This is a genomic window from Luteimonas sp. Soil_N_1 (assembly GCF_057656255.1).
The window spans coordinates 2,578,550-2,591,342 of the sequence record NZ_JBDGKS010000001.1 but is presented as its reverse complement, the minus strand read 5'-3'; the positions used below and the strand labels follow the sequence as shown (position 1 = coordinate 2,591,342).

The window sequence follows — 12,793 nt, the reverse complement described above, 5'->3', positions numbered from 1 at the left end:
AGTCAGCGCTCGTCGATCAGCAGCTCCATACCCGGCCGCAATACGCTGCCGGCATCGAGTGCGTTGCGCGTCAGCAGCTCCTGCGTGCGGAGGCCATAGCGCCTGGCGATCGACCACGGCGAGTCTCCGCGCACGACCGTGTGGGTGCGACTGGCCGCGGTCTCCGGGGCACCAGCAACGGGCGGTCCATCGAACCCGGGCGGTGCCTCGGCCATGAAGACCGGCGGCGCGGCTGCGGCCTGCGGCACCAGCACGTTGACCGGCTGGCCGATCCGCGCAAGGCGGCCGTCGGCGTGCGCGGGGTTCAGTCGCTTCAGGCGCGCGGCGTCTGTCTCGTGGCGCGTCGCGAGCGTATCGAGATCGCGGATGCCGTCGGGCACGGGAATCGCGGTCAACGCCGGCACTTCGCGGTCCATCGCCGCCATCCAGGTCTCCTGCGTGCCGGCTTCCTTGATCAGGCAGGACAGGGCATGCAGTTTCCGCACGTAGGCCTGGGTCAGCTGCGGGACCGGCAGCGTGTCGGGCGTGGCGTTGCGGGCTTCTTGCCCGGCACGTTTGAGCGCACCGAACACCCGGTACTCGCCGGCGTTGTAGGCCATGACCGCGAGGCGCCAGTCGCCCGCGAACATGCCATGCAGCGTCTTGAGGTAGCGGACCGCGGCGCGGGTGGAGTCGGCCGGTGACAGGCGTCCGTCATAGCCGGGGCGGATCGGGATCTCGTGGTTGCGTGCGGTGACTGCGATGAACTGCCACAGACCTGCCGGGCCCGAAGCGCTGCGTGCGCCGGGGCGATAGCCGCTCTCCACGAACGGGATCAGTGCGTACTCGGTCGGGAGGTGCTGCGCGCGGACCTCTTCCACCACATACGAGAACAGCGGCAGCACATCGGTACCCCGCGCGGCGAGCTGGCTGGGCACGTGGGCGAAGTGCGAGCGCCAGCGGCCGGTCGCGGCTTCACTGCAGTCCGGTTCCGAGAGGCCTTCCAGGAACCGCTGGTAGACGTCCTGGCCGTTGCGGGTCAGGGCAGGCGGTGTTGCGGCAGGGGCGGCGGCGGGCGCAGGCACCGGAGCGGCGGGCGCATCGGACGCGAGGCCGACGGAGGCCGGCACCGCGAAGACCAGCAATGCCGCCGCCAACCGGGTCATGCGTCGGGCCCTCATGCGCGGAAGCCGTCTTTCCATCGCCGCAAGCCGGCGAACACATCCACGCGATCGGACAGTGCTGCACCCGCGTGATCCGCGACGGCCGCCCGGATCGCAGGGCTGTCGACGCGCAGGAAGGGATTGCAGTCCAGTTCGCTGGCAAGGGTCACGGGCAGGGTGGGGCGCGAAGCGCTGCGCATCTCGAGGATCTCCTGTTCGCGTCGCCGCAGCGCCGCGTTGTCCGGGTCCACCACACGCGCGAAGGCGGCGTTGGCGCGGCTGTACTCATGGCCGCAGCAGACCAGTGTGTCGGGGGGCAGGATCGACAGGCGATCCAGTGAAGCCAGCATCTGGGCCGGCGTACCTTCGAACATCCGTCCACAGCCGAGGCTGAACAAGGCATCCCCGCTGAACAGGTGACCGTGTCCGTGGAAGGCGATGTGGCTGCGCGTATGGCCGGGCACACCGATCACATCGAACTGCCATCCAGCGAACGCGGCCACGTCTCCGTGCCCCAGACGCACCGTTGTCTGCGGGATGCGCGGGTCGTCCGGCGCGAACACCGGCAGGTCGGGCCAGCGTGCCAGGAACGCGTCCACGCCCCCGATGTGGTCGGCATGATGGTGGGTCAGCAGCAGGGCGGCGGGTCGTAGGCCGTTGTCGGCTGCCTCGAACACCGGGCCGGCCTCGCCGGGATCGACCACCACGGCTGCCCCGGACCCATCGGTGAGCGTCCAGATGTAGTTGTCGTCGAAGGCGGGCAGTGGCTGCAGTCGCATGGATCTCGGGCTCGGCGGCTGGAAGCCATTACAATGCCGACCATGCCCGCGATCTCCCCGGCCGGTCAACCCGGCAGCGCCTGCGACTGGTTCGAGACTCCGGCCGGCCGCGCGATTCTCGACAGCGAGCACGCTCTGGTTGCCGAGGCGCTCGGCTCGCACCCGGGCCTGCCCTGGCTGTGGCTGGCGCCTGCGGCGCCGGATCTGCACGTCGACGGCCGTGGCCTGTGCCTGGTCCGGCGGGGTGACCGTCTGGACGGGCCGGTGCGTTGCACGGTGCCCTTGCCCTTGCCCAGCGAGGCCTTCGGTGCGGTGGTCCTGCAGCATGTCGTGGGCAGCCGCCAGGATCCGATGGATCTGCTGGAAGAGGCCGCACGCGTCCTGGCGCCGGGCGGCCACCTGTGGGTGCTGGCTCTCAATCCGCTGACGCCGTATCGCTGGCGCTGGCGCGGCGCGGGGCTGGCCAGTCCCGAACCGCTGGCGTGGCGCCGCCGGATGCGCGAGGCGGGGCTTGCGCCGGATGCGGTCTCGCGAGGCGTGGGCCCGACCTGGCGGATCGATGCGGTTGCCGGCGACCAGAACGGTCCGGGCCTGCGTGCGGCCTATGCCCTGCGCGGGCAGAAGCGCCACCTGCCGCTGACGCCGGTGCGCAGCCGGCGCACGCTGGCACTGCCGGCGGCCGCTTCGGCGGCATGACTCCCTTTTTTCCGGAACACCGATGAAGTCGATCGAGATCTATACCGATGGCGCCTGCCTCGGCAATCCCGGCCCGGGTGGCTGGGGCGCGTTGTTGCGTTACAAGGAAATCGAGCGTGAGCTGTCGGGCGGCGAGCCGCGGACCACGAACAACCGCATGGAACTGATGGGGGCGATCGCCGCGCTCGAAGCGCTGAGCGAACCCTGCGAGATCGTGCTGCACACCGATTCCCAGTACATGCGCCAGGGCATCACGGAGTGGATGCGCAATTGGATCAAGCGCGGCTGGAAGACCGCCGGTGGCGGCGCGGTCAAGAACCAGGATCTGTGGCAGCGGCTGCAGGTCGCCTGCGAGCGCCACCAGATCGACTGGCGCTGGGTGAAGGGCCATTCCGGCCATCCCGAGAACGAGCGCGTCGACGCGCTCGCCAGTGCCGCCGCGCGCGAACAGCGCACCGCCGCCGCCTGACCGGAGGACACGCATGCGCCAGATCGTCCTCGATACCGAAACCACCGGCCTGGAATGGAAGAAGGGCAACCGCGTCGTCGAAATCGGCTGCGTGGAACTGGTCGAGCGCCGCCCGACCGGCCGTACCTACCACCAGTACATCAAGCCCGACTGCGACTTCGAGCAGGGCGCGGCCGAGGTCACCGGCCTGAGTCTGGAGTTCCTCGCCGACAAGCCGCCGTTCGCCGAGATCGCCGACGCGTTCCTCGACTTCGTCGAAGGCGCCGAGCTGATCATCCACAACGCGGCCTTCGACGTCGGCTTCCTCGACAACGAGCTGTCGCTGCTGGGGCCGGGGTACGGCACGTTGCGCCAGCGGGTCACGGTGGAGGATTCGCTGCTGCTCGCGCGCCAGCGCTATCCGGGCCAGCGCAACTCGCTCGATGCGCTGTGCCGCCGGCTCGGCGTCGACAACGCGCATCGCCAGCTGCACGGCGCACTGCTCGATGCACAGTTGCTGGCCGAGGTGTACCTGTCACTGACTGCCGGCCAGCACGAGATCGGCTTCGGTGCGGTGGAAGAGCCGGGCAGGGCCGCGCGGCATATGGTGATGGCGCAGCCGACCGGCGTGCGCCCGGTGCTGGCGGTGCCGGCCGACGACCTCGCCGCCCATCTGCTGCGCGTGGAAGCGATCCGCAAGCGGGCAGGGCAGTGCCTGTGGGAGCCGGTGGCCGAGGCCGAGCCGGCCTGAGTTCCCCGAGAGCTCAGTGCTGGCGGATCAGGATCACCGTGACGTTGTCCGAGCCGCCGCCATCGAGTGCGGCGGCCACCAGACCGTCGGCGCATTCCTGCGCACTGCATTCGGTATGCGCGAGCACGCGCGAGATCGCGCGGTCGTCGACTTCCTCGGTCAGGCCGTCGCTGCACAGCAGCAGCTGGGTGCCTGGCGTCAGTTCGCCCGACAGGGTCTCGACGTTGAGCGTCTGTGGGTCGGTGACGCCCAGGGCCTGGGTCACCACATTGCGATGCGGATGGCTGCGGGCCTGGTCGATGCTGATCGCGCCCTGCGCGATGAGTTCCTGCACGTAGCTGTGGTCCTGCGACAGCTGCACAAGCTTGGCGTCGCGCCACAGGTACACCCGGCTGTCGCCGACCCAGGCCACTTCGAAACGGTTGCCGGTCACGCGCGCGGCCACGACCGTCGTGCCCATCGGCAGGCTGTCGTTGCGCCGACGCGAGGCGCGGATGATCTCCTCGTCCGCGATCCGGATCGCCTGCGGCAGCGACGTCCCCTGGCGGATCTCGCGGACGATGGTCTCGCGCGCGAGTGCGCTGGCGACTTCCCCGTACTCGTGGCCGCCCATGCCGTCGGCCACCAGCCACAGCCCGAGCTCGCTGTCGCCGTAGTAGGTGTCCTCGTTGAGGTCCCGTCGCAGCCCCATGTGCGTGAGGTGGCCGAACTCGATCATGCGGATCCCCTGGCAGCGCCGGACTGGGGTGTCTGACGCTCACAACGCGTCGATACGCCGTGTGCGGCCAGTGCGGCCCGGCAGTCGATGGGAGGCACGATAGAGAAGGTCCGGAGCGGGGAAGGCTGGCGCATTCTGCATTGTGACGGTGGACCCGTCCGTGAGCATAGGGCAAGCATCGTGCGCATGGCGCGTTGCGTCGGGTCATCCGTTCCGGTGCCGGTATCCGGCGTGATCGATCCGCCGCACCCGTCCCGCGCTGCCGAGAAACGCAAAACGCCCCTTGCGGGGCGTTTGCGAATCTGGCGGAGAGGGGGGGATTCGAACCCCCGAGGCGCTATTAACGCCTGCCTGATTTCGAGTCAGGTACATTCAACCGCTCTGCCACCTCTCCAGATGGTCCCCGATCGCCTCGCGGCGTCCGGGGGCGCAATGATACGGGCGCTCCGCGTGGGCGACAAGCGCGGCGTTACACTGGCGGGCCCGTTCACCTCCACGGCGCTGTCCATGTCCGAAATCATCGTCCCCGTTTCGTTCGGCGAACTCCTCGACAAGCTTTCGATCCTGCAGATCAAGTCCGAGCGGATGGACGATCCGGCGAAGCTCGCGAATGTCCGGACCGAGCTGAGCGCACTGGAGCAGACCTGGATGGCGCATCCGGCAGCCGGGCACGACATCGTGCGTCTGCGCGCCGAACTCAAGGCGGTCAACGAGCGCCTGTGGGACATCGAGGACGAGGTACGGGTCAAGGAGCGTGCCGGCGAGTTCGGAGACGAATTCGTGCGGCTGGCGCGCAGCGTCTATTTCGAGAACGACGAGCGCGCGCGCGTCAAGAAGGCGATCAATCTGGCGCTGGGCTCGGCCTACGTCGAAGAGAAGTCGTATGCCGACTACCGGGGCGGCAAGGCCGCGCCCTGAGTCTCAGTCGTTGGCGGCCGCGTCCGCGCGCCGCGCCTTCTGTTCGATGTACTCGTCCATGCGGCTGAGCAGCCGCCACCATTCGCTGCCGTCATCGCGATAGGTGCGCACGGCGCCGGCGCGCACGAGGATGCGCCGCAGTTCGTCGTCCTCGAAACCGCCCAGATGCTTGCGCAGCACGTCGAAGGAGCGGTCGGTGTAGCCGCGATGGCCGAGGAAATGCCGGGCGGTGTCCTCGGCGGCGAACTCGGTCTTGTGTTCGGTGCGCAGACGCTCGAGCTGCTGCGCGTGCAACTGCCGGTTGAGCAGAAAGCTGACCCCACCGCCGACGATCGCGCCGACGAGAGTGGCGAGCAGGCCGGCGACGATGGGATCCATCAGCTGCGCTCCAGATCGGCACGGCGGCGTTCGAAGGCGTCGATCGCGTCGTCCACGGTGACCAGTGCCATCACATCGTCGAACTCGATCTTCGTGCCCCATTTGAGATCCGCGGCCGGCTTGCCGAGGAACTTGCGGCCGGCATCGTCGTAGCGATCCACGCAGAAGCGGCGGTCGGAATACGGGCCGCTGCGTTCGGGATTGCTGGCCGCGTGCAGGCCCAGCACCTTGGTGCCCATCGCGTTGGCGATGTGCATCGGGCCGGAGTCGGGCGTGACCAGCAACTGTGCGCGCGACAGGAGGGCAGGCAGCTGCTTGAGCGTGTCCTTGCCGACCAGATCGAGCGCGTCATGGCGCATCGCTGCGAGGATCGCGTCGGTGGTCTGCCGCTCCAGATCGCTGCGGCCCCCGCACAGCACGATGCGCCAGCCGGCATCGGCGGCGTGATCGGCGAGCGCGGCGTAGCGATCCGGGTACCAGTTGCGACGCACATGGCTGGAGCATGGCGAGATCATCAGCACCGGGCGGCCATCGTCCGGCCACTGCGCGCGCGCCCAGTCGAAGGCCTCGGCGGGCACCGGCATGTCATCCCATTCGACGCGGTCCTGCCGCAGCCCCAGCGGTTCGCAGAAACTTCCCAGGGCATCGAGCACATGGATGCCGGGGCGATCGGGAATGCGGGTGTTGATGAAAAGCCCGTGCAGATCCTTGGAGCGCGACGCGTCGTAGCCCACGCGCACCCGGGCGGGAATGAAGGCCGACAGCAGGTTCGCGCGCGCGGCGACCTGCATCTGCAGCAGCACGTCGAACCGCCCGGCCGCGCCCAGTCGCGTCCGGAGTTCGCGCCGCACCGCGCGCATGCCGGCGATACCGGCCTTCTTGTCGTAGACCACAAAGTCCACGCCGGGCAGGCCTTCGAGCAGGCGGTGCTCGCCCTTGCCGATCACCCAGGTCAGCGCGACGTCGGGCCATGCGGCACGCAGGGTCCGGATCAGCGGCAGCACATGCGTGACATCGCCGAGCGCCGACAGGCGCAGCAGACAGATCGAACGTGGCGTGGCACCCGGGCCGTAAGCCCGTGTCGAGGTGTCGGAACCGGGCTGGGCGGGCGTCAAGGCTTGATAGACTCGCTTCGATGAGCAGATTCGATCCCGCCGAAAGCCTGACGCCGATACCGGCGGGCGATCGCATGGGCGGGCGTGCAGGAGAGTACGGCGCCATTCTGTTCGACGGCACGCAACTGCGGCAAGCCGATCCACGCTGGTTCGATCCGGCCCAGTGGGGCGAGCGCGCGCAGCGCGTCGACGGCAGTGGCCGCGGCGGCGCCTGGTTCATCGACGCCTCGCACGGGCCCTGCGTCCTGCGGCAGTACCTGCGCGGTGGCATGGTCGGGCGCTTCAACCGCGACCAGCATCTGTGGCGCGGCACGCAGCACGTGCGCAGCTTCGTGGAATTCCGTCTGCTGCGTGAACTGCTGCGACGCGATCTGCCGGTGCCGCAGCCGATCGCCGCGAGCTATCTACGCCGCGGGCTGGGCTACCGCGCCTGGATCCTGATGCAGCGGCTGCCGGACGTGCGCTCGCTGGCCGATCACATGGCCGATGCGCCTGCAGATGCGCCGCTCGAGCAGACCGGGCGCCTGATCGCGCGCTTCCATCGCGCCGGCCTCGATCACGCCGATCTCAACGCCCACAACATCCTGTTCGATGGCGTCGGCAAGGGCTGGCTGATCGATTTCGACCGCGGCCGCCTTCGCATTCCCGAAACCCGCTGGCGCGAACAGAATCTCGCGCGGCTCAAGCGTTCGCTGCTCAAGGTGCGCGGGGCGCGATCGGAGGCGGACATCGAGCAGGACTTCGCCCGCCTGCGCCGCTCCTACGACGCGCTGTGGAGCCGGGGCACCTGATGTCATCCCCGAGCGACTGGGCGCTGCGGTTCCAGGGCGTGGGCAGTGCGTCGGCGGTGTCGCTGGGCTCGCCGATGGCCACGATCGAGCGCGACGGCGCGCCGTGGTTGACGATCGATTGCGGCGCCGAAGGCCTGACCGCGTATCTCGATCACTACGGCGAAGCGCCGCGCGCGCTGTTCGTCACCCACGTGCACCTGGATCATGTGGCCGGCTTCGAGCGTCTGTTCGTCGATCGCTACTTCGATCCCGCGCGGCGCGGCCGCCTGCCGATCTACGTGCCGGCGCCGGTGGTACCGCTGTTGCACAGGCGCGTGGGCGATTACCCGAACGTGCTGGCCGAAGGCGGCGCGAACTTCTGGGATGCGTTCCAGCTGATCCCGGTCGGTGATGCGTTCTGGCACGACGGGGTACGGCTGGAGGTGTTCCCGGTACGCCATCACTGGCCGGAAACCGCGTACGGCCTGTGTCTGCCGGGCAGCCTGGTGTGGAGCGGCGACACGCGGCCGATTCCCGAGATGCTGGCGCGCTTCGCCGACCGCGACGAACTCGTCGCCCACGACTGCGGCCTGCATGGCAACCCTTCGCACAGCGGCATCGACGATCTGGAGCGCGAGTATCCGCGCGACCTGCTCGCGCGCTGCGTGCTGTATCACTACGCGTCCGAGGCCGACGGCGCGGCGCTTGAAGCGCGCGGGCAGCGGATCGCCCGTCCGGGCGCCCGTTTCGCGCTGCGTCCACCGCTCGTGGCGCAGGCTCCCCTCGCATGAGCGCCCTGCCACATCTCCCCCAGGCGCCCCTCGACCGGCTCGGACGTCCGCTGCACGACCTGCGTCTTTCGGTCATCGAAGCCTGCAATTTCCGCTGCGGCTACTGCATGCCGGCCGATCGCGTGCCCGACGATTACGGCTTCGACCAGGCCGGGCGGCTGTCCTTCGACGAGATCGAGACCCTGGTGCGCGGTTTCGCGCGGCTGGGCATGCACAAGCTGCGCCTGACCGGCGGCGAGCCGTTGTTGCGCAAGAACCTGCCGGCCCTGGTTGAGCGTCTGGCGAAGGTGCCGGGCATCATCGACCTGGCGATGACGACGAACGCGTCGCTGCTGGCGCGCCATGCGCAGGCCTTGCGCGATGCCGGCCTGCAGCGGCTGACGATCAGTCTCGACGCACTCGATCCGGGTCTGTTCCGCACGCTGTCGGGCGGCCGCGGCGAGATCGACGACGTGCTCGCCGGAATCGCCGCCGCCGAGCGCGCCGGATTCCCGGCGATCAAGTTCAACTGCGTCGTGCAGCGCGGCGTCAACGACCACGAAGTCGAACGCATGGCCGCGCATTTCCGCGGCAGCGGCCACGTGCTGCGTTTCATCGAGTACATGGACGTGGGCACCTGCAACGGCTGGGATCGCGAGCGGGTGGTGCCGTCGCGTGAACTGCACGCACGCATCGACGCCCGCTGGCCGCTGCGCCCGCTGGATGCGAACTACCGCGGCGAAGTGGCCGAGCGGCACGCCTTCATCGACGGCGCCGGCGAGATCGGCTTCATCAGTTCGGTCACCGCGCCGTTCTGCGGCGACTGCCAGCGTGCACGTGTCTCCGCCGACGGCAGCCTCTACACCTGCCTGTTCTCCGGCAGCGGGCAGCCGATGCGCAGCTGGCTGGGCGATGGCGAAGCGGCGTTCTCGTCGAGGCTGGCCGACCTGTGGTCGCGCCGCGCCGATCGTTACAGCGAATTGCGCGGCAGCGTGCGCGCGCCGCGCAAGCACGTCGAGATGTTTCTGGTCGGCGGCTGAGCTGTGGATGCAGGCACTCTGCAAACGCATCTCGAAGCGCTGGAGCGCGCATTGCTCGAACCCGCGATCCGCGCCGACCGCGCGCGTCTCGACGGTCTGATCGCCGAGGATTTCCTGGAGATCGGCGCGTCGGGCGCTGTCTTCGGCAAGGCCGACGTGCTGGCGCGGCTGCCCGGCGAATCCGGTGTCGCGTACGAGGCGCTGTCGATGCGTGTGCAACGCATCGGTGCCGATGTCGCGCGCGTGCTGTACACCGTGCGCCGCGAAGCCGATGGCGAGGCGCGCCACTCGCTGCGCAGTTCGTGGTGGCGCCTGGACGCCGACGGTTGCTGGCGAATGGTGTTCCATCAAGGGACGCCTGACACCGGGGCCGGTACCATCTGAGGTTCCGCAGTCACGACGCAGGCGCATGGCCCGCACGAAACCCGAAGCGCCCGCAGCGCTGACCCATATCGATGCCGCCGGCCGACCGACCATGGTCGACGTGTCCGCGAAGGCGACCACCGCGCGTGTCGCCAGCGCCGAATGCCGCGTGCGCTTTCCCGCCGACGTCGCCGCGCAATTGCACGCCAATGGATTGAAGAGCGCGAAGGGCGGCATCGTCGACACCGCGATCATCGCCGGCACCATGGCGGTCAAGCGCACCCACGAACTGATTCCCTTCTGTCACCCGTTGCCGATCGACGGCATCGGCATCGCGATCGACTGGCACGGCGAACGCGAGTTGCGCATCGAGTGCACGGTGAAGACCACGCACCGCACCGGCGTGGAGATGGAAGCGCTGACCGGCGCGACGATTGCGGCGCTCACCGTCTACGACATGTGCAAGGCGCTGTCGCACGCGATCGTGCTGGGCCCGGCGAAGCTGGTTGGCAAACGCGGCGGCAAGCGCGATGTGGGATCGATCGCGGGCGATGCACGATGAGCGCGGTGCGCGTGCTGTATTTCGCCAGCCTGCGCGATGCCGCGGGGCAGGGCGAGGAAACCTGGACCACAGACGCGGTCGATCTGCGCACGCTGTACGCGGAACTGCGCGCGCGGCATGGCTTCGTGTTGCCGGTCGAGCGTCTGCGCGTCGCTGTCGATGGCACGTTCGCGCGCTGGGACGATGCGCTGCAGGCCGGCAGCGAGATCGCCTTCATTCCACCGGTCAGCGGAGGCTGAGCATGGACAGTCGTGAATTCTGGCTGGCGGATGCGCCGGTCGATCTGGCACCGCTGCGCCGCCGCGTGCAGCACGATCGTGCAGGTGCGTTCGCGAGCTTCGAAGGCTGGGTGCGCGACCACAACGACGGGCGCCCCGTGCTCGGCCTGCGTTACGAGTCCTACGTGGCGCTCGCCGAGGCCGAAGGTGCGAAAGTCGTCGCCGAGGCGCGCGAACGGTTCGACCTGTGCGCGGCGCTTTGCGTGCACCGCATCGGCGATCTGGCGATCGGCGACATGGCCGTGTGGGTCGGCGTGACCGCCGCGCATCGCGGCGCGGCTTTCGACGCCTGCCGCTACATCATCGACGAGATCAAGGATCGCGTGCCGATCTGGAAACACGAGCGTTATGCCGATGGCGACGCCGGCTGGCTGCATCCCGAATCGACCCGCGGCGGTGATGCATGAGGCGGTTCGTGCTCGCCGCGGTGCTGGCCGCGGCCATGTGCAGCGCGCACGCCGCGCCGAGGCTGCTGGTCGGCAACAAGTCGGCCGACACCGTCTGGGCGCTCGATCGCGCGACGGGTGCGCGCCTCGCCGAGTACGCGACCGGCCCCGCGCCACACGAGATCGCAGTCTCGCGCGATGGCCGCACCGCCATTGTCACGACCTACGGTCACCAGGACGCGCACCACGCGCTGACGGTGATCGATCTCGTCGAAGGCGGCACGCGCACCATCGACCTGGGCACGCACGGGCGTCCGCATGGCCTGCAGTTACTGGCCGATGGTGATGCACTGGTCACGACCGAAAGCAGCGGCGCGCTGTTGCGCGTCGACATCGCGAGCGGGGCGGTGAGCGGCGTCGCGGAGGTCGGCGACGGCCTCCGCCACATGGTCGCGGTGTCGAAGGACGGCGCGTTCGCATACGTCAGCAAGATCCGCGCAGGCACCGTGGTGCGCGTGGATCTGGCGACGATGCGTGCAACCATCGAACGTCCGGCCGGTGCCGGCGCGGAAGGGATCGCGGTCGCGCCCGACGGACGCGTGTGGGTCACCAATCGCGCCGACGACACCGTGACCGTGCATGACCCCGAGTCGCTCGACATCGTCGCGACGCTGCCGAGTGCGGGATTCCCGATCCGTGTCGTGTTCACGCCCGATGGCGGCCATGCGCTGGTCACCAACGCGACCGCCGCGACGCTGTCGGTGTTCGACGTCGCCTCTCGCCGCGCTGTGGCGTCGGTCGCACTGGCGCCGAAGGATGCCGCGCTGCAGACGACGCTGCTCGGTGACGGGCCGCTGCCGATCGGCGCGATCGTCGATCCGGACACGCCGCGTGCCTATGTCGCGATCAGCGGTGCCGACCGGATTGCCGTGATCGATACGCGCGACTGGAGCGTTCTCGAGTACTGGACGACGGGGCGCGAACCCGATGCGCTGGCGCTGGCGCCGGGCGAGGTCGCGCCTTGATCGGCCGCGGCGCTGCGCTCGTCTGCATCGCCGGTTTGGCCGGCTGCGCCTCAACGCCGCCGGTTGCGCCGGTCCAACCGATCGAGCCGCCACTGCAGGGCGCGGTCGGCGCGTCGTTGATGGAGCCGGCCGCGGACACGCGGCGCATGGAGATGCAGCGCAATCGCCGTTTCATCCATCCCAATCTGGACATGCCTGCGGCAATGCCGGTTTATCCGGCGGACCAGCTCGCGCTGCGTCTCGCGCCGGTCGTCGTGTGCATCGATGCCGCCATCGATGCGACGGGCGCGGTGTCCGCGGCCGCGCCGCGTACCGATGCGGACTGCGTGCAGCCGGAGACAGTCGAGATCGCACCGTTCACCGATGCAGCGCTCGCCGCCGTGCGCCAGTGGACCTATGCGCCCGCGCTGCTGTGCGTGGCACCGGAGACCTTCGATGGCACCGATGCCTGCCAGGCCGATGGCGTCATCGAAACCCCGACCGCTGTGCGCCTGTCCTATGCGTTCCGATTCAGCCAGCAGGCCGGCACGCCCGAGGTCGAGCGCATCGGTGCGCCGTGATGCCTCGAAGCGGATAGGCGAGCCGCCGCGAGCCTGCTAGACTCCGCGTCCCGTCGTCATGGTGGGGTCGGGCGCAAAGCCCGATGCGTGTCTC

At 69.3% G+C, this 12,793-nt stretch carries 18 protein-coding genes and 1 tRNA gene; 13 read left to right on the top strand and 6 right to left on the bottom strand.

What is annotated here, in order from left to right:
• Positions 1-2: 2 nt before the first annotated feature.
• Both AC3A4E_RS12040 and gloB read right to left on the bottom strand, forming a co-directional pair.
• Positions 3-1,145: a lytic transglycosylase domain-containing protein gene (locus tag AC3A4E_RS12040; RefSeq protein ID WP_487631688.1), complete on the bottom strand. Its 1,143-nt coding sequence runs from the start codon at positions 1,143-1,145 to the stop codon at positions 3-5.
• 11 nt (positions 1,146-1,156) lie between these two features.
• The gene (gloB, locus tag AC3A4E_RS12035; protein WP_487631687.1) at positions 1,157-1,921 is read right to left on the bottom strand and encodes a hydroxyacylglutathione hydrolase; all 765 of its coding nucleotides are present in this window, start codon (positions 1,919-1,921) and stop codon (positions 1,157-1,159) included.
• A 42-nt stretch (positions 1,922-1,963) separates the two neighbouring features.
• Here gloB and AC3A4E_RS12030 point away from each other — a divergent pair, with 42 nt between their 5' ends.
• The 3 genes from AC3A4E_RS12030 to dnaQ are packed head-to-tail and all read left to right on the top strand — an operon-like array spanning position 1,964 to position 3,816.
• Positions 1,964-2,617: a methyltransferase domain-containing protein gene (locus AC3A4E_RS12030; RefSeq protein ID WP_487631686.1), complete on the top strand. Its 654-nt coding sequence runs from the start codon at positions 1,964-1,966 to the stop codon at positions 2,615-2,617.
• 22 nt (positions 2,618-2,639) lie between these two features.
• The gene (rnhA, locus tag AC3A4E_RS12025) at positions 2,640-3,086 is read left to right on the top strand and encodes a ribonuclease HI (RefSeq protein WP_487631685.1); all 447 of its coding nucleotides are present in this window, start codon (positions 2,640-2,642) and stop codon (positions 3,084-3,086) included.
• Between the two features lie 13 nt (positions 3,087-3,099).
• Complete coding sequence (gene dnaQ / locus AC3A4E_RS12020) at positions 3,100-3,816, top strand: DNA polymerase III subunit epsilon (protein ID WP_487631684.1); 717 nt, start codon at positions 3,100-3,102, stop codon at positions 3,814-3,816.
• A gap of 13 nt (positions 3,817-3,829) precedes the next feature.
• On the opposite strand, the gene AC3A4E_RS12015 is transcribed toward dnaQ, so the two are convergent.
• Both AC3A4E_RS12015 and AC3A4E_RS12010 read right to left on the bottom strand, forming a co-directional pair.
• On the bottom strand, positions 3,830-4,534 hold the full coding sequence (locus tag AC3A4E_RS12015; protein WP_487631683.1) for a PP2C family protein-serine/threonine phosphatase: 705 nt from the start codon (positions 4,532-4,534) through the stop codon (positions 3,830-3,832).
• 303 nt (positions 4,535-4,837) lie between these two features.
• Positions 4,838-4,928: transfer RNA gene (locus AC3A4E_RS12010), tRNA-Ser, on the bottom strand.
• Positions 4,929-5,041: 113 nt separating this feature from the next.
• Here AC3A4E_RS12010 and AC3A4E_RS12005 point away from each other — a divergent pair.
• Complete coding sequence (locus AC3A4E_RS12005) at positions 5,042-5,452, top strand: DUF6165 family protein (protein ID WP_487631682.1); 411 nt, start codon at positions 5,042-5,044, stop codon at positions 5,450-5,452.
• Positions 5,453-5,455: 3 nt separating this feature from the next.
• On the opposite strand, the gene AC3A4E_RS12000 is transcribed toward AC3A4E_RS12005, so the two are convergent.
• Together AC3A4E_RS12000 and AC3A4E_RS11995 are read right to left on the bottom strand one after the other, a co-directional pair.
• On the bottom strand, positions 5,456-5,830 hold the full coding sequence (locus tag AC3A4E_RS12000; RefSeq protein WP_487631681.1) for a hypothetical protein: 375 nt from the start codon (positions 5,828-5,830) through the stop codon (positions 5,456-5,458).
• A complete protein-coding gene (locus AC3A4E_RS11995) occupies positions 5,830-6,876 on the bottom strand; it encodes a glycosyltransferase family 9 protein (RefSeq protein ID WP_487632067.1) in 1,047 nt (348 codons plus the stop codon). The genes AC3A4E_RS12000 and AC3A4E_RS11995 overlap by 1 nt, the downstream gene beginning before the upstream one ends.
• Before the next feature lie 89 nt (positions 6,877-6,965).
• Between AC3A4E_RS11995 and AC3A4E_RS11990 the strand changes: the two genes are divergently transcribed.
• From AC3A4E_RS11990 to AC3A4E_RS11950, 9 genes are read left to right on the top strand one after another with little or no spacing between them, the layout of a single operon-like run.
• On the top strand, positions 6,966-7,736 hold the full coding sequence (locus AC3A4E_RS11990; protein WP_487631680.1) for a 3-deoxy-D-manno-octulosonic acid kinase: 771 nt from the start codon (positions 6,966-6,968) through the stop codon (positions 7,734-7,736).
• Positions 7,736-8,506: an MBL fold metallo-hydrolase gene (locus AC3A4E_RS11985; RefSeq protein WP_487631679.1), complete on the top strand. Its 771-nt coding sequence runs from the start codon at positions 7,736-7,738 to the stop codon at positions 8,504-8,506. The genes AC3A4E_RS11990 and AC3A4E_RS11985 overlap by 1 nt, the downstream gene beginning before the upstream one ends.
• Positions 8,503-9,525 carry a GTP 3',8-cyclase MoaA gene (gene moaA / locus AC3A4E_RS11980; protein WP_487631678.1) on the top strand — a complete coding sequence of 341 codons (1,023 nt, stop codon included), beginning with the start codon at positions 8,503-8,505 and terminating at the stop codon, positions 9,523-9,525. Before AC3A4E_RS11985 ends, moaA begins: the two co-directional genes overlap by 4 nt.
• 3 nt (positions 9,526-9,528) lie before the next feature.
• On the top strand, positions 9,529-9,909 hold the full coding sequence (locus tag AC3A4E_RS11975; protein WP_487631677.1) for a nuclear transport factor 2 family protein: 381 nt from the start codon (positions 9,529-9,531) through the stop codon (positions 9,907-9,909).
• 25 nt (positions 9,910-9,934) lie between these two features.
• Positions 9,935-10,450, top strand: coding sequence for a cyclic pyranopterin monophosphate synthase MoaC (gene moaC / locus AC3A4E_RS11970; protein WP_487631676.1), 516 nt, complete (start codon positions 9,935-9,937; stop codon positions 10,448-10,450).
• Positions 10,447-10,689: a MoaD/ThiS family protein gene (locus AC3A4E_RS11965; protein WP_487631675.1), complete on the top strand. Its 243-nt coding sequence runs from the start codon at positions 10,447-10,449 to the stop codon at positions 10,687-10,689. The genes moaC and AC3A4E_RS11965 overlap by 4 nt, the downstream gene beginning before the upstream one ends.
• Positions 10,690-10,691: 2 nt before the next feature.
• On the top strand, positions 10,692-11,135 hold the full coding sequence (locus AC3A4E_RS11960) for a molybdenum cofactor biosynthesis protein MoaE (RefSeq protein ID WP_232135929.1): 444 nt from the start codon (positions 10,692-10,694) through the stop codon (positions 11,133-11,135).
• Positions 11,132-12,139 carry a YVTN family beta-propeller repeat protein gene (locus AC3A4E_RS11955; protein WP_487631674.1) on the top strand — a complete coding sequence of 336 codons (1,008 nt, stop codon included), beginning with the start codon at positions 11,132-11,134 and terminating at the stop codon, positions 12,137-12,139. Before AC3A4E_RS11960 ends, AC3A4E_RS11955 begins: the two co-directional genes overlap by 4 nt.
• The gene (locus AC3A4E_RS11950) at positions 12,136-12,699 is read left to right on the top strand and encodes a hypothetical protein (RefSeq protein ID WP_487631673.1); all 564 of its coding nucleotides are present in this window, start codon (positions 12,136-12,138) and stop codon (positions 12,697-12,699) included. The genes AC3A4E_RS11955 and AC3A4E_RS11950 overlap by 4 nt, the downstream gene beginning before the upstream one ends.
• Positions 12,700-12,793: the final 94 nt, after the last annotated feature.